This window comes from Qipengyuania sp. (assembly GCF_042095715.1).
Classification (GTDB): Bacteria; Pseudomonadota; Alphaproteobacteria; order Sphingomonadales; family Sphingomonadaceae; genus Qipengyuania.
This window is the reverse complement of sequence record NZ_JBELMO010000020.1, coordinates 25,894-44,035: the sequence shown is the minus strand read 5'-3', so window position 1 is coordinate 44,035 and position 18,142 is coordinate 25,894. Positions and strand designations below refer to the sequence as shown.

Here is an 18,142-nt window from a genome sequence, read left to right as displayed (position 1 = left end):
GTGGTGTTCGCGCACGCCCTGCCCGCGAAACGCGCCACTGGGGCTATCAGGCGGTCTCTGCGGGCAAGGCCGTGCTGCAGTTCGACGCGGCCCCGCCGCCGCGCCCGCGCGATGCGCGGTTCGGCTGCGCTTCGACGCTGGCCTTTGAATTCAGTCACGGCCCCAGCAGGATCATCGTCAATTGCGGCGGTGCCGAACAGGCCGGCGGCGCGACTCCGGCGCGCATCGAGCAGGGCCTGCGCGCCACTGCGGCGCATTCCACGCTGGTGCTGGACGATGCGAATTCCACCGCCGTGCTGATCAATGGCCAGGTCGGCAAGGGGGTGGACGCGGTGGATGTTACCAGGGCGGCGGCGGGCCCGCGCCAAGCCACACGGCTCGAAGCGAGCCACGACGGCTACGCCTCGCGCTATGCGCTGGTTCACAGGCGCATACTCATGCTCTCGGCCGAGGGGAGTGAGCTTCGTGGTGAGGATCTGCTGGAGCCGTCCGGCAAACGGGGCAAGCGCGGCAAGGTCGGTTTCGCGATCCGCTTCCACCTTGGCGCGGGCGTGGAGGTCGGGCTGTCGGAAGACAGGCGCGGCGCCGGTCTGGCCCTGCCCGACGGGTCCTACTGGCAAATGCGGCTCGGTGGGGATATCGCCGACGCCGAACTCACCATAGAAGATAGCCTGTGGGTGGACGGCAGTGGCCGGCCCCATGGGACATCGCAGCTGGTGATCGAAGGACTGGCATCGCGCGGCGGGGGGCGTTTCCCCTGGCTGCTCAAACGCATGGGGTAAGACAAGACATGGGTAAGGTTCCGATCGGGCGGGCACTGCTTTCGGTGTCCGACAAGACCGGGCTGGCCGATCTCGGCAGCAAGCTCGCCAAAGCAGGGGTGGAATTGGTGTCCACTGGCGGTACCGCGCGCGCGCTTCGCGAGGCGGGGCTCGATGTTCTCGACGTATCGGACCTTACCGCCTTTCCCGAGATGATGGACGGACGGGTCAAGACGCTGCATCCCGTGGTGCACGGCGGCATCCTGGCGGTGCGAGACAATCCCGAACATGCCGAAGCGCTGGACACGCACGAGATCGGCGGGATCGATCTGGTGGTGGTCAACCTCTACCCGTTCGAGGAGACCGTCGCCCGCGGCGCCGATCGCGACACCATCATCGAGAACATCGACATCGGCGGGCCGAGCATGGTGCGTTCGGCGGCTAAAAACCACGCATTCGTGACCATCGTGACGGACCCTTCCGATTACGACGCTCTTTATGAAGAGCTGGCGCAGAACGACGGCGCGACAACGCTTGAGTTCCGCCGGCGCATGGCGGCGAAGGCTTTCGCTGCCACCGCCGCTTACGATTCGATGATCAGCCAGTGGTTCGCTTTCTCCGATCAGGGCGAGCGTTTCCCTGCACGCGCTGCGATGAGCCGCACCCTCGCCGGCACCCTGCGTTACGGCGAGAATCCGCACCAGAATGCCGCCCTGTACCTGCCCGCCGGGCCACACGCGGCGGGCCTCCCGCAGGCCGAGCAGGTTCAGGGCAAGGAACTGAGCTACAACAATTACAACGACGCCAATGCCGCGCTCGAACTGGTCGCGGAATTTCGCGGCGGGTCTCCCGCGATCGTTATCGTCAAGCATGCCAATCCCTGCGGCGTGGCGCAGGCGAGCACCCTGCTGGACGCATGGCAAAAGGCGCTGGAATGCGACAGCGTGTCCGCCTTCGGCGGGATCGTGGCCGCCAACGTGCCTCTGGATGGCCCCACGGCCGAGGCGATCTGCGAGATTTTCACCGAGGTGGTGGTGGCGCCGGGGGCGGACGACGCGGCACTGGCCGCCTTCGCCCGGAAAAAGAACCTGCGCCTGCTCCTTACCGATGGCCTGCCCGATCCGCGCCGCGCGGGCCAGACGATGGCGATCATCGCGGGCGGTATCCTGGTGCAGGACCGCGACAACGGCGCGATCACCGAAAGCGATCTCAAGGTTGTAACCCGGCGTCCGCCTACGGAGCAGGAACTCAAGGACTGCCTGTTCGCCTGGACGGTGGCCCGCCACGTCAAATCCAACGCTATCGTCTATGCCCGCGATGGCGTGACCGCCGGGATCGGCGCGGGGCAGATGAACCGACGCGATTCCAGCCGGATCGCGGCCATGAAGGCGGCCGAGGCGGCGGAGAAATACGGCTGGGACCAGCCGCGGACAGTGGGCAGCGCCGTCGCTTCCGATGCGTTCTTCCCCTTCGCGGACGGGCTGCTCGCCGCCGCGGAAGCGGGCGCGACGGCGGTGATTCAGCCGGGTGGTTCGATCCGCGACGAGGAGGTCGTCGCCGCCGCCGACGAGGCAGGGCTTGCGATGGTCTTTACCGGAATGCGCCACTTCCGGCATTAAGTTGCCGGGGGGTGCCCTTCCAAAACCGGCGATGGTTCGGTGAACGGGCGACCAGGGTCGCTGAACGGCAGGCAACCGTACTGTTAAGGGTGCGCTCAAGCCCCTATCGTTAGGTGCCAGGTTCACTTTCGACCAAATCCAGAGATTTCCCCATGACCAAGGACCTTTTTCGCAATCTCGGGCTCGGCTTTATGCTCGGTGCCATCGGCGTGGTTGTTGCCAACCCAGCCCTGAGCCAGGCCGTGGTCGCGCTGGTTTGATGCGCGGCACAAGCATCGTACTCGCTGCCGCGCTGGCATTTGCCGGTGCATCCTGCACCGCGCCCGCCGCTGCGGAGAGCATCGTCAACGCGCCCGCCGCCAAGCGCACAGCCAAGGAGGGTAGCGGGCTCAAGACCGCGATCTTCGCCGGCGGTTGCTTCTGGGGCGTGGAAGCGGTTTTCAGCCACATGAAGGGCGTGAAGAGCGCGGTCTCCGGTTATCACGGCGGCACGCAGAAATCGGCGAACTACAGGGTCGTATCTTCCGGCATGACCGACCATGCCGAAGCGGTAAGGGTCACCTACGATCCCAAGGTCGTGCGTTACGACCAGCTCTTGCAGGTGTTTTTCTCGGTCGTTGCCGATCCCACGCTGAAGAACCGCCAGGGCCCCGACACCGGCCCACAGTACCGCGCCGCTCTGGTGCCCATGTCGGCGGAGCAGAACGCTGTCGCCAAGGCCTATCTCGCGCAGATGAAGGCATCGGGCGTGTGGAAGGCACCGATCGTCACCGGGATCGAGCGTGCGCAGGCCTTTTATCCGGCCGAGGATTATCATCAGGATTTCGCACTGAAGAACCCCAATCACGGGTATATCAAGCGGTGGGATGCCCCCAAGGTCGCAGGCCTCAAGAAACTCTATCCCGGCTTTTATTCCGCCAGCTTCCAGCGCAACTGACTTGAACGCGGCAGACCGCGCGCCTAGCTTTTCTGCCATGGCGCAGCATCATCACCATCACGGATACGGGCCTGAACTCGTCAACTCCGCCAAGTCGACGCTGATGGCGGCGGAGGAGCAGTGGACCGGGATGCGCGAGGCGGTCTATCGCGAGCTTGCGCAGCACGATCGTCCGGCCAGCGCATACGACATCGCCGACAATCTCTCGAAGAGCCGCGGCAAGCGCGTGGCTCCCAACAGTGTTTATCGCATCCTCGACCTGTTTGTGCGGACGAACCTCGCCAACCGGATCGAAAGTGCGAACGCTTATCTGGTCAACACCCATCCCGGCTGCCGGCACGACTGCATTTTCCTGATCTGTGACGATTGCGGCAAGGCGACCCATCTCGACGACGATCGCGTGACCGGGGCGCTGCGCGAAGCCGGCCGGGACGCGGGGTTCGCGGATGTGCGTCCCGTGGTTGAAATGCGTGGATTGTGCGAGGATTGCGCCGCCTGATCGCCGACGAAGCGGGCTTTCGCATCGATGAAGCGTTCATCGACACACCACGAAAGCAGGTGTAGGACGGACCGATGACCAAACGCCCAGCGACCCCGTTGCTCGACACCGTCGATACCCCCCAAGATCTTCGCAAGCTCAAGCCAGGACAGCTTCGTCAGCTGGCCGACGAACTGCGCATGGAGATGATCGACGCGGTGGGGTCCACGGGCGGGCATCTCGGCTCCGGTCTCGGCGTGGTCGAACTGACGACCGCGATCCATTATGTGTTCGACACGCCGCGCGACAAGCTGGTGTGGGACGTCGGCCACCAGGCCTATCCCCACAAGATCCTGACCGGACGGCGCGACCGGATCCGCACACTGCGCCAGGGCGGCGGCCTTTCGGGGTTCACCAAGCGCAGCGAGAGCGAATACGATCCTTTCGGCGCCGCGCATTCCAGCACCTCGATCAGCGCCGCGCTGGGCTTTGCCATCGCCAACAAGCTGAAGGGCGAAGCGGGCAAGGGCATTGCCGTGATCGGCGATGGCGCGATGAGCGCGGGAATGGCCTACGAGGCGATGAACAACGCCGAACAGGCCGGAAATCGCCTGGTGGTGATCCTCAACGATAACGACATGTCTATCGCGCCGCCGGTGGGCGGCTTGTCGGCCTATCTGGCGCGCATGGTTTCCAGCAGCGAATATCTGGGCCTGCGGAGCATGGCCTCGCGCATCGCGAAAAAGCTGGGGCGCCGGGTCTGGGGCGGGTTGGAGAAAGCGGAAGAATATGCCCGCGGCATGGCGACCGGCGGCACCATGTTCGAAGAGCTCGGCTTCTATTACGTCGGCCCCATCGACGGCCACAATCTCGACCATCTGATTCCGGTGCTCGAAAACGTTCGGGACAGCGAACAGGGCCCGATACTGGTCCATGTGGTCACCAAGAAGGGCAAGGGCTACGAACCGGCCGAAAGCAGCGCCGACAAATACCATGGTGTGGCCAAATTCGATGTCGTGACCGGAAAGCAGAACAAGCCATCGGGTGGTCCGCCCGCCTATCAGAACGTGTTCGGAGAAACGCTGGCCAAGCTGGCGGACACGGACCCGCGCATCTGCGCCATCACCGCAGCCATGCCCAGCGGCACCGGGGTGGACAAGTTCGCGGTCGCCCACCCGGACCGTGCCTTCGACGTGGGCATCGCAGAACAGCACGCGGTGACATTCGCCGCCGGACTCGCGGCGCAAGGCATGCGCCCCTTCGCCGCGATCTATTCCACGTTTCTCCAGCGCGCCTACGACCAGGTGGTGCACGATGTCGCGATCCAGAACCTGCCGGTTCGCTTTGCGATCGACCGTGCCGGGCTGGTGGGCGCAGATGGTTGCACCCATGCGGGCAGCTTCGATGTGACCTATCTGACCTCGCTGCCCAACTTCACCGTCATGGCCGCCGCAGACGAGGCGGAACTGGTGCATATGACCTATACCGCTGCCGAGCATGACAGCGGGCCTATCGCGGTGCGTTATCCGCGCGGCGGCGGGATCGGGATCGAGATGCCCGAGACGCCCGAACTGCTCGAAATCGGCAAGGGCCGCGTCGTTCGCGAAGGAAGCAAGGTCGCGATCCTTTCGCTGGGTACGCGCCTCGCCGAGGCGCAAAAGGCCGCCGATCAGCTGGAAGCGAAGGGCCTATCGACGACGGTGGCCGACCTGCGCTTCGCCAAGCCGCTCGACACCGATCTGATCGACCGCCTGATGCGTACGCACGAGGTCGTCGTGACCATCGAGGAAGCCGCCATTGGCGGCGTCGGCGCGCATGTGCTGACGCATGCCAGCGACACCGGCTTGCTCGATAACGGCCTGAAAATCCGCACCATGCGCCTGCCCGACCTGTTCCAGGATCACGACGCGCCCGACAAGCAATACGACGAGGCAGGCCTCAACGCCCCGCATATCGTGGATACGGTGCTCGGCGCGCTGCGGCATAATTCGGCGGGCGTTGAGGAAGCGCGGGCGTAGGTCTGACTGCGTTCGAAAGCGCCCATCCTTATGGGTGTCTCGGCGTATCTGAGCGCTTTTGTCGATGCTTATCGCGAGGGATGCGGCTCGCGCCAAAGAGCTGACAGGCGCAGGCGCCATTGGGCGTTTTTCAGAGAGCGGCAGTGATGCTCGATCATAATCCCTTGCACGCATCGCCGTTTGTATTATCCACGGATCGAAGTAGCATCACTGTCAAGGATACGTGCGATGCCGGCACGAGTATTTGCCGAATCCCTGTTTTGGGCAATCGCGACATTTTCGATATGCTTCACGGCGAGCTTCTTCTCCGCCAAGCTCGGTGGTTACGAGATGGACTTGGCTAATGTTGTCGCGATTTGCGGTGGATTGGCGTGCGGCACGTTCTTAGGGCGGCTCATGAAGAGCTGGGTGCCACGGCAAACGTCTCAAGCCGCGCTCAAGCGTTAGTCGAGCGCGGTAAAATCTAGCCCGATATCCGCTGCGGGCGCGCTTTGCGTCAGGCGGCCGACGGAGACGTAGTTCACACCCGTTGCCGCCTTGGCCTTGATGGTGTCGAGGTTGATGCCGCCGCTCGCCTCCGTCGGGACGCGGCCCGCGACCAGCGCCACGGCCTCGCGCAGCGTGGCGGGCTCCATATTGTCGAGCAGCAGCCTCGTAGCACCTGCTGCCAGCGCGGGTTCGATCTGGTCCAGGCGGTCGACCTCGCAGATGATTTCCTTCACCCCAGCATCCACTGCGCGGCGCACCGCTTCGCCGACGCTGCCCGCCACCAGCACGTGGTTGTCCTTGATCATCGCCGCATCCCACAACCCCATGCGGTGGTTCGACCCGCCGCCCATGCGGACCGCGTATTTTTCCAGATGCCTGAGGCCCGGAATGGTCTTGCGCGTGTCAAGCAGCGTGCAGTCGGGATTGTCCATCGCCCGCACATAGGCGCGTACCAGCGTGGCGATGCCCGACAGATGCTGCACGGTGTTGAGCGCGGCGCGCTCTGCGGTGAGCATGGCGCGGGCATTGCCTTCCAGACGCATCAGGTCGGTGCCGGGATCGACCTCGGCCCCTTCCTCGACCAGTATCTCTATCGCCATGTCCGGATCGAGCGCGTGGAAGAAGGCCTCCGCCACCGGCAACCCTGCCACCACGATGGGATCGCGGCTGTCCATCACGCCGGCAAAGCGCGCATCGGCAGGGATCACGCTTTCGCTGGTCACGTCCCGCCCGCCGCCGGGAAGCCCCTCGCCCAGATCCTCCGCCAATGTGTCACGGACGAAACGGTCGAGGTCGAAGCCTGGAAACGAAAAGGTCATGGGATTCTCCTAACCCGGCCGCAGGAGGCCCGGCATGGGCGACCGCCCGGCCGCAGGCGCCGGGAGCGAAGCGGAATGGCAGCGCCGAGGATGTTCGCGCGGCGGCGCGAGCAAAAACAAACTAATGCACGAACCGCGCCACCACGTCGCGGTAGCTGCGCGAGACCTTCACCTCCTGCCCGCTGTCCAGCACCAGGAAGCATTCGCCATTGGTATGCGGCTTCACCTGGCGGACCTGGTCGAGGTTGACGATGGTCGAGCGGTGGACGCGCTGGAATTTGCGCGGATCCAGCCGGCGCTCCAGATCCTTCATCGTTTCACGCAGCACCAGCGAGTTGTCGCCGGTGGAGATGATCATGTAATCGCCGGCGGCCTCGATATGTTCGATATCGGTGACTTCCACGCGGAATATCTGGCCGCGATCCTTGATGTTGATCAGCTTTTCGAACCGGCCTGCGCTTTCCATGTCTTCCGCATCGGCGAATTCCTCGGCCGCTTCGGGGGCCACTTCGGCCAGCACGTTCATCAGCTTTTCGGCGTCCTCGCTGCTCTTCTTTTCCGCCAGTCGCCCGCGCACGCGCTCGATCGTGTCGGCGAGCTTGTCCTCGTCCACCGGTTTCATGAGATAGTTGACGGCATTGGCTTCGAAGGCGCGGATCGCGTGCTCTTCGAAAGCGGTGACGAAAACGAACAGGGGCGGTTCGACGTCCATCACGCCCGAAACCACGGAAAATCCGTCGAAGCCGGGCATCTGGATGTCGAGGAAGACGAGATCGGGCTTCTGCGTCTTGATGGCGCGGATCGCCTCCCGCCCGTTCTGGCAGGTTTCGATGATCTCCACGTCTTCGAACGGCTCCAGCCGCAATTGCAAACCCTGGATGGCAAGTTTCTCGTCATCGACGAGGATCGTTCTGATGGTCATAAATCCTATCCTGCCTGTTGGGGCTGACCCACGCCTTCAACGGCCTTGGGGGAAGAGGGTTGCGATGAAGAGTGCGAAATCGGCTGCGGGGCGCGTCTGCCCTCGGCCTCGGGTTCGCTTGCCCCTTCATATGGGAGTTCGATCAGGACGGTGAAACCCCCGCTGTCGGGGGACCGGATCTCGAAGCGATGTTCGTCGCCATAGGCCTGAGCCAGCCGGTCGCGGATATTGGCGAGGCCGACGCCGGTCGAGGTGTAGCGCCCGCGCCCAGGAATGGCGGCACCCAGCCCATCGGATCCGCCGGTGCGCACGCCCGGCCCGGTGTCGCTGACGGTCACCCGCAGGCGCGATCCGACCACCTGCGCCACCAGGCTGATCATTGCGCCCTCCTCCTGCGGGGTCACGCCGTATTTAATGGCGTTTTCCACGAGCGGTTGAAGGAGCATGGAGGGGATGCAGGCCCTTGCGGCGTATTCGTCCACCCGGAATTCCGTTTGCAGGCGGTCCTCGAACCGCATCCGCTCGATATCGAGATAGAGTTTCAGGGTCTCCACCTCCTGCGCCACCGTCACCTTGCCGCCCGGCTCGCTCACCAGCGTATGCCGCAGGAAGCTGGATAATCGGGTCAGCATCGCATTGGCGGGCACGGTCTGCTTCAGCAGCACCAGCGTGCTGATGGAATTGAGCGTGTTGAAGAGGAAATGCGGGTTGAGCTGATAGCGCAGCATGGCGAGCTGGGCGCTGGTCGCCTGCGCCTCCAGCCGTTCCAGCCGATCGGCCTGTTCCTCCACCTGAAGGAAATAATTGATCGCGTAATAGAGCGCCGACCATGCGCCCAGCACGGTCAGATCGTAGAAATAGATGCCCATGAACAGGCGCAGGAAGCCGCTTTCCCCGCCGCGCGGGCGGGCGAGGTCCAGCACCCAGCCGTCGATAAAGGCATGGACGCCCGCCGCTATCGCCAGGCTCAGCGCGGTGGTGCCCCAAGTGACAAGCGCGCGGCGGTTGATGAGCTGTCGGTAGATGACCGAAAGGATGAGGCTGAGCGAAAAGCCCGTCACCGCCTGGATCAGCAGGATGACTACGAAATCCCAGCTCTGGCCGTTGGCATAGGCGGTAATGGCGCGCAGCAGGAATGCGCCGCCCCATCCCGCCATCTGCAGGTTCCAGAAGGCACGGTCCTTGTTGGCGAAGAACGGCCTGGGTTCGATCGGCAGCACGGGCATGGCTGAGGCGCTTTCTAGACCAGAATGGCAGGCGGGCGCCAGCGGCTATGCGCGGGTGCCGTCAGTCCAGCGTTTCGCGCACGAAGTGGGTCCGCCAGTCGGCATGGCCCTCGGCGGCCATCAGCGGCGCGATCCTTTCAAGCTCCAGCGCGATCCAGTCGGCGCGCTCGTCCCAGCCTTCGTGATTCCGGTTGCGGAACAACCCACCATCGTGGCGCGGGCCCCAGCGGCGCATGAAGCGCAGCGCGGCGGCAGGGTCATAGCCTGCATTGGCGAGCAGCCATGGCATCAATCGATCTGCCTCGCGCTCGGTCGTGCGGACATTGCCGAGCGAGCGGCCCCGCTGGTCCAGCGTGCGGCGGTGGCGCAGCAGGTTGTGCGCCAGCTCGTGCGCGACTGCGGCGGCAAATTCGTCCGCCGGATAGTCAAATCCCACGAAATCGCGCCCCAGCATCACCCGCGTTCCCTCGGCAGACGCCCTTCCGCCGCGGTCGATCACCTCGAACCGAGTGGGGCAGGAGGGGGTGGGCGTGACGGTGACGGTGCGGGGCGCGGAATGGGTGCGCGCCAGCTCCAGCGTTACCGCACCCTGCGCGGCCGCCCGGTCCAGCGCGGCGGTTACGTCGATCAGCCGTTGCCAGCTGGGCCTTGCCCGCGGAAAGCGGCTTTCCAGCGGGGCACCGTTCAGCGCGATCAACGTATCGCCGGCGGCGATCCCGGCGCGTTCGGCAGGCGATCCGGGTGCTATCGCGCCCACCGCCAGATCGCCGGTCAGGCCCAGATCGCGCCTCACGGCGTCCGCATCCTCGAAACCTGCGGCGTCGAGAACCTGAAACCCCAGCTTGGCCACTGCGTCGGCGCACCAAGGCGCATTGCCGGTGGTGAGCCGCCATCCGGCGTCGAAAAGCTGCCGGTCGCGCTGCTGCAACAGCGCCAGCCCCTTTACCTCTCCAGCCACGTCGCCAGCCCCCTCGCCGGAACGTGCCGGAGCGGCGGACAGCATCATCGCCAGCGCGACGGCACCGCCCAGCGCGGCCGAGACCATGCGGCGTGGGCTCATGCCTCGTCGTCGACGGCCTGCTTCAGCGCGTCAAAGCCCACCGCACCCTGGAACACCTGGTCGCCTGCAACCCAGCTGGGCGTGCCCGAAAAGCCGAGCGTGCGCGCCAGTTCCATATTGCGCGCGAGTTCGGCGGTGACCTTGTCCGACGCCGCAACCCGATTGGCGCGGTCCATGTCGAGCCCGGCGACGGAGGCGGCCTTGGCGATGGTGGCGGGGCTGGGGCGTCCGGCAGCGAACATCGCGCGGTAGAACGCGGGGTATCTGCCCTGTTCGGCGGCGGCCAGCGCCATGCGCGCGGCCTGCTCGCTGCCGTCGAAAATCGGCCATTCGCGCACGACGATCTTCAGCTGAGGATCGCCCGCGATCAGCTTCTGCACGTCGGCCTCGCTCGTGCGGCAGAAGGTGCAGCCATAATCGGTGAACTTGACCAGCGTGCGGGTGCCGTCCGGATTGCCCAGCACCGCGCCGGGGAAAGGCGCGGTCACCGTGTCGCCCACCTGGGCCAGCCGCTCGCCCGCGCGCTGCGCCTCCAGTGCTTCGGCCATATCGGGCAGGATATCGGGATTGGCGACCAGCCAGGCGCGCGTACGCGCTTCGCCCAGGCCGCTCAGCGACCACAGACCCGCGCCCGCAAAGCCGAAGACCAGCGCGATCAGCGCCGTGAGCAGCGTATTTCTCATTTCCGTGTCAGCCCTGCCGTCTCTTGCGCGATTGGTCGGCCCGCTCGATCAGCTCGCGCGCCTGCAATTCGATGTCCTGCGCGCGCAGCCAGTCGGGCGTATATTCGGGCAGGCCCGCCTGCGCCGTCTTCGCGCTGCGCAGCGCCTGGATGTAGTCCCCGCTCATCACCTGCTGTTCCGCGCTGGCCAGATTGGCACGCGCCATGTCGCCGCGTGCGGCATAGACCGTGCCGAGCTGGCGCCAGGCGAAGGGGTTCAGCCGGTCGCGTGCAACCGCGGCGCGCAGAACGCGCTCGGCCTCCTCGAAATTGCCATCGTCCTCGGTCGCGATCAGCGCATGGCCATACAGCGTGGCGATCAGCGGGCTGGCATTGGTCAGCGCAGTGGCCTTGCGGAGCGCGGCCAGCGCCTCGTCCGGGCGCCCCGATTCGAGCAGAATTTGTCCTTCCATCTCAAGGAAATACGGGTCCTCGGGATCGGTCGCCAGCAGTGCCTCGGTCTCGGCCAGCGCCTTACTTACCAGCGCCTGCTTGTGATAGGCGTAGGCGCGCGCGTAATGCGCCGCCACGCTGGTGTCGGAGGGCGGATAATCGCGCAACACGGCCTGCGGTTCGCCCAGATAGCCGATCAGCTTGCCCTTCACCCGTTCGAAGCGGGCCTGCATCGCGGGGTCGTCGGGCTGGCCCCACGCCGGGTCCCGCTCGTAGGTGTCGCGCAGCACGCTCAGCCGGTCGCTGGTCAGCGGGTGGGTGCGAATATATTCCATGTCCGGCGCGCGGCTCACGCCGTGGCGTGTTTCCAGTTCGGCCAGCTTCTTGAAGAAGCCCAGCGATCCGCGCCCGGAAATTCCTGCGTCGGAGAGGAACTTGGCACCTGCCGCGTCGGCGCTGCCTTCTTCCACCCGGCTGTAGGCCAGGAAACTGCCCATGGCCACGCGCTGGCCCAGCATCATCGCCGCCATGCCGGCATCGCCCGCGCCGGCCAGGGCAGCGCCCACGCCCGCCAGCAGCGACAGCAGCGAGATATTGGTGGCCGCACGCGCACCTTCGGACTGACGCACGATGTGGCCGCCGGTGATGTGGCCCATTTCGTGCGCGATCACACCTTGAACCTGGGCGGCGGTGTCGGCTTCCTCGATCAGGCCGGAATGCAGATAGATCGCCTGCCCGCCCGCGACGAAGGCGTTGATGTTGGGATCGTTGAGCAGCACCAGATCGACATTGCCTTCGCGCAGGTCCGCCGCTTCCACGATGGGCGCGGCCAGATCCTGCAGGAAAAGCTCTGTCTCGGTATCGCGCAGCACGCTTTGCGCCAACGCGGGGCGGGCTGCGAACAGAAACAGCGCGAACAGGGCAAGGATGCGCGCGCTTGCGCGGAGCGGATGGGCCATCGCGGCCCTGTTAGCGCAGATGCGGGTGAACCGGAACTGAAAGCCCGCCGCAAAATTCGCGCGACGATCGTTCGCCCCGCCGAGTCAGGCGATCAAGCGGCGGGCAGCCCTTTCGACCAGCTTCACATCATCGGGCACCTCGCCGATCACCTCCAGCGTTCCGTCCGGCGTCCGGCGGACCATCACCAGCGCGAATTCAGCACCCTCGCCGGGCAGCGATTCGAGCGCCACGGCGTCGCGCTTGCGCAGCTTGGCCGCCAGCGCGGGGCGGATGCCATCGGCATTCTCTGCTGTCTTCCCGGCGGCTTCCTTGCGCGCGCGGCGTTCGGCCTGGACCACACCCTTCAGGCCGCCTTCGGCCTGGCCCAGCACGCTGGCGAGCGTACCGCGCGCCACGCCGGTGCGGTGCGCATAGCCCAGCACGGCGGCATATTCCGTCAGACGGGTCTTGTCGTAATCGGCGCCGAAGACCAGCTTCACGACCGGCGTCATCGGGGCGCGGTCCTGCCTGATCAGGCCGTTTTCCGCCAGCAAATCGTCGAAATCTTCCGGATTGGCCGCCGCTTCCAAGCTGAAGTCGTAAGCGCGGGCAACCGCTTGATACAGGGCCTTGCGCCCGCGATCCTCGCTGCTGCGCGCACTCTGCGCCAGCTCACGGGCCGATGCGAGGCAATCGTAAAGGCCGTCGCCGTCCGCGTCCTCGCGGTCTTCGTCGGAGGCCGCGAAACCGGTATCCGCGAATTCGTCGTCATCCTCTGCATCGTACTTCGAGAGACCCGCGTGAATGGGCTCCTTCGCGCCGATGTCTTCCGCCGGGCTCTTATTTGCCGCCTCAGCGTAACCGGGTGTCTCGTACTCGGCGGCTTCGTAATCGGTGTCGTCGTAACCGGCCGGATCATAGGGACTGCTGGCACCCGGCAGAGCGGCGGATCTTGGTACCGCCACGCCCGCTCGCTCGAAGGCCAGATGGGGCTCTTCGGGCTCGTATGCCTGCGGGATCACCGCGCGCAGCCGCTGTTCCAGCGTGGTCCGTTCGCCCTGCGCGGGCTCCTGCGGGTCGGGCAGCTTAACGCTGGCCTTGGTACGCTCGCCGCGCGATACCAGCGACGATAGCCCCATGCCGACGCTGTCATCGCCCAGCGGATCGATTACGCCGTTGTAATCGTCTTCCTCTTCCTCGCCGTCTTCCAGGCCCTGCGCGCCGTAATCGACGGCATAGATCGTCTTTTCATCGCCACCGAAGCCGGAAAAGCCCGCGCCCCATTCGGTGGTTTCGTAACCACTGTCCTCGTCGAGCTCGTCCTCTTCGGCGAAACCTTCCTCGGCAAATTCGGGGGTCAGTTCCAGAGGCGCGCGGTCTTCGAAAAGCCGGGTCTTGCTTGCCGGGTTCGCACCTCCGAATGAGGGCGTCGGCAGCTCGGCCGTTTCGTCGTCATTGCCATCGTCGGTCGCGAATTGCGACAGGTCGAGCATACGGTCCATGTCTTTTCCTTCGTAAGCCGGGATGGGGGCTTCCAGCGCCGCATCGATTTCGGACAGGATGGCCTCGGCGGTTGCCGCGTCGGCCAGTTCCTTCCAGTTGATGACGCCGAAAATGTAATTAATGGTCTCGCCGTCGTTCGACCACGGCAGCAGGATGCCGCGATAGAGCACGTCCTGTCCCGCCGCGTTCTGAAATTCGGCCTCGAATCCGATCGGGGCGCGGTTGGCCAAAATCTGCATGTAATGATCGGTGATGCGGCTGAGCAGCGATCGGCTGGGCACATCGGACAGGCGTTTTAGCGAGGCGTCTGTGCCGCATTCATGCGCCAGCGCTTCGCCGATGAAGCTGACCTGCGGATCCTCGATGCCGTCGTCGAAATGCAGCAGCACCCCGTGCGGGCCGAAATCTGCGAGCGATTCGGGGTTGAGCTGCGCAATGTCGGGAAAATCCGCCTCGCCCAACATTGCGGCCCAGTGGTTGTAGGCGCGCACCTGCATCCGGCGTTCGTCCTGTCCCACGGGGGACAGAGCGGAATCATCGGACGTATCGTCGTCCCCGGTGTCGAAATCCTCTTCGAACCCTTCGGGAAATTCGAAGTCGAACGGCTGGGCATCGCCGTGCGTGCCGAACGTCCCTCCGAACCTGTCCATGATCGCGAAAACCCCGAGTAACCCAGTGGCTTTGGCTATGGCAGGCGGTTGGTAAACATCCTGTAAATTATGAGCGGTGGCATCGCCCCGTTAATCGCACCGATGGCTTCGCGGGGAGCGGGCCGGTGATGCGGTGACGGGCAGATAGGTATTCTAGAGAAGGTAGCGCATCCTGATGACCAGTTTCTCGTCCGCGCCGGGCTCTACGTCAAACGCGGCGTCGCGGAACTTGGGCGGGCCGAATCGCACCTTGGCATCGCGCGAGAAGCCGAATCCCTCGGTCGGGATCATCATCGCCGCTCGGTCCGCCTTGCCGTTGTCGTTCTCGTCATGCAGCAGGGCCACCGCATAGCGACCGGGCGCCACGCCGCTGAAGGTCATCTTCACGGTTCCGGCGGCCTCGCGCACCAGATTCATGGAATCGGCAGGGTTCTCGCATTTGGGGAAATGGTCCGCCGCATTGGTCAGGCAGGCGCGCACCACGCCGTTGTCATTGCGCAGGTTCACCGCAACCACTGTAACGTCTGCCGTTACCGGCGCCATGGCGGGCGGAGCCGCGCCCATCAGCACGGCCGCCGCGCTCAGAGCGAGGAGGACAGGCCGCGATCGGTGCCGCACAGTCGATCCCAGAACCGGAAATAGAGGCCGTAGTTGCATCGGTACTCGTCATGATGGCGTTGGTGGTGGCTGGCGGTTATCAGCCAGTTCCCTAAGGCAGAATTAACCAAACGTCGCGGAAACATTTCCCAGCCCATGTGATTGGTCACCCCCATAACCGTCATGATCGCCAGTACCGCGCCCAGCAGAGCCGCGTGGATCGGGATCAGGAACACCAGCGCCGGGATCACCACCGCGCCCGTCAGCGCCTCCCACGGATGGAAGCTCATGGCCGCCCAGGCGGTGGGCGGGCGGCTGGCGTGATGGACCGCGTGGGCGATGCGGAACAAGCTCGGACGATGCATCAACCGGTGCGTCCAGTAGAACCAGCTGTCGTGCGCGAACAGGTACAACAGCAGCGAAATCGGCGCGTACCATAGTGGATAGGCGCCCCAGTCTGTGTAGATCCGCGTCCAGCCATGCGCCTGCCAGCCCCAGGCCACGATCCCTGCGGGAATGCCGTAAATAGTGGCGGACGCGAGCGACCAGCCGATCTCGCGCCGGATCTGAGGGCGCAGCTTCGCATATCGACCCGGCAGCCGCCGCCCGGTCAGCCAGGCGAAGAACCCGCTCGCCGCCAGATAGCGCAGCGCGACGATGACGGTCATCGCCAGGGCGGACAGCAGGATGGTGGCTAGCGCGGACATGCCCTGCCTATGCGGCAGCCGGGCCTATCGGTTCAAGCTTCCATTGCCTCAAGCCCTTGCACTTATCGCGATCAGACTTCGGAGCCCCACGGTGCGCAGTCGGGATCACCCGCCACCGTCAGGCGGCGCAGCGCGGTGCGGGCCAGCCGCTCGGCCTCGACCTTGCGGCGCGCGGCAGCTAGCGGGTGCAGTGGGGCGGGGCGCAGGATCTCCGCATCATAGGCATCCGCCACGATCACGCCGCAGCAATCGGGCCTGTACCCCTCGCCCTCCAGTGGGCTACGGTCCAGGTGCGGCGGCACGCCCCAGAAGAACCGGTCGCAATGGTCGAGATAATCGGGCCATTTACCATCGCCCAGCAAATCGCCGCGCTGAACCTTGATCTCAACGATCACGATGCGGCCCTTGGGATCGATTCCCATCAGGTCGGCGCGGCGCCCGTTGCGCAGCGGCATTTCGGGCAGGCACCAGATATCGTTGCGTGCGAAAAGGCGCATGATGCCGCGCGCCACATCGCGTGCTTCGCGGCATTCGCCAGCGGCTACCTGGCCGCAGCCGACCGGATTCGGGGCGGTTTCGATCATCGGGGTGAACTGGAACAGAATGGGAACTCGGTCAACCGACAATTGGTCGCGAACCGTCCCACACCTACTGGATCACCGGCGATGTTCGGCATGTTCCGTGGGCCGATCAAGGGGGATATCGACGATTTTTTCTTAGTGCGCGCGCTCGGTGAGGGACAGCAGACTGTCGCGCGCCGCGTCGAATTCGCGCCACAGGGTCAACGCCGCAGCGGTGGTCTCGCGTCCAGCCTCGTGCGCATTGATGATGGCGTTGATGCCGGTGTGCAGGATCGCCGCGCAGTCGTCGATGCCGCGCTCCACCAGCGCCACGCGGACCGGCCCGGCGGCGTGCACTAAAGCGGCAAAGTCTCGCGGCGCCAATGGCTTGGGATCGGGGCCGAGCTGCGCCAGATCGGCCACCGCCTCGCCCGCTTCGTGCAACAGCGCCCATCCGGCCGCAAGGTCTGCGACGGGGGGCGTGACGGGAGCGAGTGCGGCGGTGGGGGCGGCAAGAGTTGGCATGGATGAAGGCTTAGCAGGCGCGCGGTTTCCAATTACCTAACACTCTGCCGCGCAATCCCTCTGGCCACCAGCACCCCTCTTTGCTAAGCGCCCCTCCGCCGCCGCGCGGCATCGTGCGCACCCGTAGCTCAGCTGGATAGAGCGCTGCCCTCCGAAGGCAGAGGTCACAGGTTCGAATCCTGTCGGGTGCGCCAGCTTTTAAGCTTTTCGCAGACAAGACTGGTGCTGCAATCGCTTGGAGTATGCGGTATGTGCCAGCATGCCAGAACGAAGGGCGAATTTGATAGCGCGCGATGACCTGCAGGGGGCGGATCGAGGAGATCGGAAAAGCCCCGTTTGGGGAACTAAGCACGCGGACTAGTCGAGCTTCGGCAGGAACGGGACGCCGAAGCAACGTAGAGCGCCGAGGCCGGTGCCTTGATGACCTCAACCTGCACTGTCGTGTCGGCGGTATCCGCACCAGGTCAAGCGATGCGGCCTGCCCGGCGTAAAGTGGTAGGTTGCCGGCCAAAAGCGGCGTATGACAATCCTCCAGCCCGTGGTTGCGGATGTTCACACCATCGAGGGCTCGAGAGGTGTCCGCCTGGAGCTATGAGGACGATAACTTCGGCCCCGTCTACCAGATCGAGCAGGCAAAAGATTTTGAGGAGCCGGTGCTTCTGCCAAGCGTGCATCGATACGGCAGCGGCGTCGTCATCTTCACACGCAATGGTCACGCCGCACGCGAATTGGCCAGTCCCATTGTCGGCATGGTCGAGATAAAAGTGGCGACCCCACTGCCGGCCAGCTATCACAGTTTCGGCGGATGGAAGCGTTCAAGCTTCGGCTACAGTGACCAGTATGGTCTGGAAGGCCCACGGTTGTGGACTAAGCCCAACCAGGTCGCCCTACGCTGGCCCGATGGGGGCGGCGACAAATCGAAGGTCTACGGAATCTTCACGGTGGCGGTTGACCACGGCTTCTTCGTGACGCCATCGTTAGCCGATCCCAACCTCGATTACCGGTCTTAGCGTTCCAGCGACGCCGAACCAGGATCCCGAGGACATCACGATCTCGACCAAACATAGCGTTACCAATGTCCGCTAAATCGTTCCGGTGAAATGGCGCCCCGCTTCCGTCCGCCTTCAAAACTGCAACGCCACGGTTGGACGGACTCGTATTCTTGCGAAGGTGCCCAATGTCACGATCAGCGAGTGCAGCAGCTGGAACCATATGTCGT

17 protein-coding genes and 1 tRNA gene are annotated in these 18,142 nt (G+C 64.9%); 7 read left to right on the top strand and 11 right to left on the bottom strand.

Features of this window, described 5'->3' with window-relative positions:
* The 5 genes from ACFDTG_RS07140 to dxs all read left to right on the top strand — a co-directional run.
* Positions 1-782: heparinase II/III family protein (locus ACFDTG_RS07140; protein ID WP_375290330.1), on the top strand; the 782-nt coding region annotated here is incomplete at its 5' end.
* 8 nt (positions 783-790) lie between these two features.
* Positions 791-2,380: a bifunctional phosphoribosylaminoimidazolecarboxamide formyltransferase/IMP cyclohydrolase gene (gene purH / locus ACFDTG_RS07135; protein ID WP_375290329.1), complete on the top strand. Its 1,590-nt coding sequence runs from the start codon at positions 791-793 to the stop codon at positions 2,378-2,380.
* A gap of 259 nt (positions 2,381-2,639) precedes the next feature.
* A complete protein-coding gene (gene msrA, locus ACFDTG_RS07130; protein WP_375290328.1) occupies positions 2,640-3,317 on the top strand; it encodes a peptide-methionine (S)-S-oxide reductase MsrA in 678 nt (225 codons plus the stop codon).
* A gap of 37 nt (positions 3,318-3,354) precedes the next feature.
* Positions 3,355-3,816: a Fur family transcriptional regulator gene (locus ACFDTG_RS07125; protein WP_375290327.1), complete on the top strand. Its 462-nt coding sequence runs from the start codon at positions 3,355-3,357 to the stop codon at positions 3,814-3,816.
* 74 nt (positions 3,817-3,890) lie between these two features.
* Positions 3,891-5,813 carry a 1-deoxy-D-xylulose-5-phosphate synthase gene (gene dxs, locus ACFDTG_RS07120; protein WP_375290326.1) on the top strand — a complete coding sequence of 641 codons (1,923 nt, stop codon included), beginning with the start codon at positions 3,891-3,893 and terminating at the stop codon, positions 5,811-5,813.
* 443 nt (positions 5,814-6,256) lie between these two features.
* Here the strand turns inward: dxs and nadC are convergent, their stop codons facing one another.
* The 11 genes from nadC to ACFDTG_RS07065 all read right to left on the bottom strand — a co-directional run bounded on the left by nadC (position 6,257) and on the right by ACFDTG_RS07065 (position 16,923).
* Positions 6,257-7,120 (bottom strand): carboxylating nicotinate-nucleotide diphosphorylase, encoded by an 864-nt coding sequence (gene nadC, locus ACFDTG_RS07115; protein WP_375290325.1) that lies wholly within the window; start codon positions 7,118-7,120, stop codon positions 6,257-6,259.
* Between the two features lie 121 nt (positions 7,121-7,241).
* Positions 7,242-8,042, bottom strand: coding sequence for a LytR/AlgR family response regulator transcription factor (locus ACFDTG_RS07110; protein WP_375290324.1), 801 nt, complete (start codon positions 8,040-8,042; stop codon positions 7,242-7,244).
* A gap of 5 nt (positions 8,043-8,047) precedes the next feature.
* Positions 8,048-9,268 (bottom strand): sensor histidine kinase, encoded by a 1,221-nt coding sequence (locus ACFDTG_RS07105; protein WP_375290323.1) that lies wholly within the window; start codon positions 9,266-9,268, stop codon positions 8,048-8,050.
* Between the two features lie 61 nt (positions 9,269-9,329).
* Positions 9,330-10,328, bottom strand: coding sequence for a PDZ domain-containing protein (locus ACFDTG_RS07100; protein WP_375290322.1), 999 nt, complete (start codon positions 10,326-10,328; stop codon positions 9,330-9,332).
* The gene (locus ACFDTG_RS07095) at positions 10,325-11,011 is read right to left on the bottom strand and encodes a DsbA family protein (protein WP_375290321.1); all 687 of its coding nucleotides are present in this window, start codon (positions 11,009-11,011) and stop codon (positions 10,325-10,327) included. The genes ACFDTG_RS07100 and ACFDTG_RS07095 overlap by 4 nt, the downstream gene beginning before the upstream one ends.
* A 7-nt stretch (positions 11,012-11,018) precedes the next feature.
* Positions 11,019-12,401 carry a M48 family metalloprotease gene (locus ACFDTG_RS07090; protein WP_375290320.1) on the bottom strand — a complete coding sequence of 461 codons (1,383 nt, stop codon included), beginning with the start codon at positions 12,399-12,401 and terminating at the stop codon, positions 11,019-11,021.
* 84 nt (positions 12,402-12,485) lie between these two features.
* On the bottom strand, positions 12,486-14,534 hold the full coding sequence (locus ACFDTG_RS07085; protein WP_375290319.1) for a hypothetical protein: 2,049 nt from the start codon (positions 14,532-14,534) through the stop codon (positions 12,486-12,488).
* 153 nt (positions 14,535-14,687) lie between these two features.
* On the bottom strand, positions 14,688-15,098 hold the full coding sequence (locus tag ACFDTG_RS07080; protein WP_375290318.1) for a DUF2141 domain-containing protein: 411 nt from the start codon (positions 15,096-15,098) through the stop codon (positions 14,688-14,690).
* Between the two features lie 17 nt (positions 15,099-15,115).
* A complete protein-coding gene (locus tag ACFDTG_RS07075) occupies positions 15,116-15,838 on the bottom strand; it encodes a sterol desaturase family protein (protein WP_375290317.1) in 723 nt (240 codons plus the stop codon).
* Between the two features lie 71 nt (positions 15,839-15,909).
* On the bottom strand, positions 15,910-16,422 hold the full coding sequence (locus ACFDTG_RS07070; RefSeq protein ID WP_375290316.1) for an MmcB family DNA repair protein: 513 nt from the start codon (positions 16,420-16,422) through the stop codon (positions 15,910-15,912).
* Between the two features lie 132 nt (positions 16,423-16,554).
* Positions 16,555-16,923 (bottom strand): hypothetical protein, encoded by a 369-nt coding sequence (locus ACFDTG_RS07065; protein ID WP_375290315.1) that lies wholly within the window; start codon positions 16,921-16,923, stop codon positions 16,555-16,557.
* 117 nt (positions 16,924-17,040) lie between these two features.
* On the opposite strand from ACFDTG_RS07065, the gene ACFDTG_RS07060 reads away from it, so the two are divergent.
* Positions 17,041-17,117 (top strand) — tRNA-Arg (locus ACFDTG_RS07060).
* A 381-nt stretch (positions 17,118-17,498) separates the two neighbouring features.
* A complete protein-coding gene (locus ACFDTG_RS07055; protein ID WP_375290314.1) occupies positions 17,499-17,933 on the top strand; it encodes an aldehyde dehydrogenase family protein in 435 nt (144 codons plus the stop codon).
* Positions 17,934-18,142: the final 209 nt, after the last annotated feature.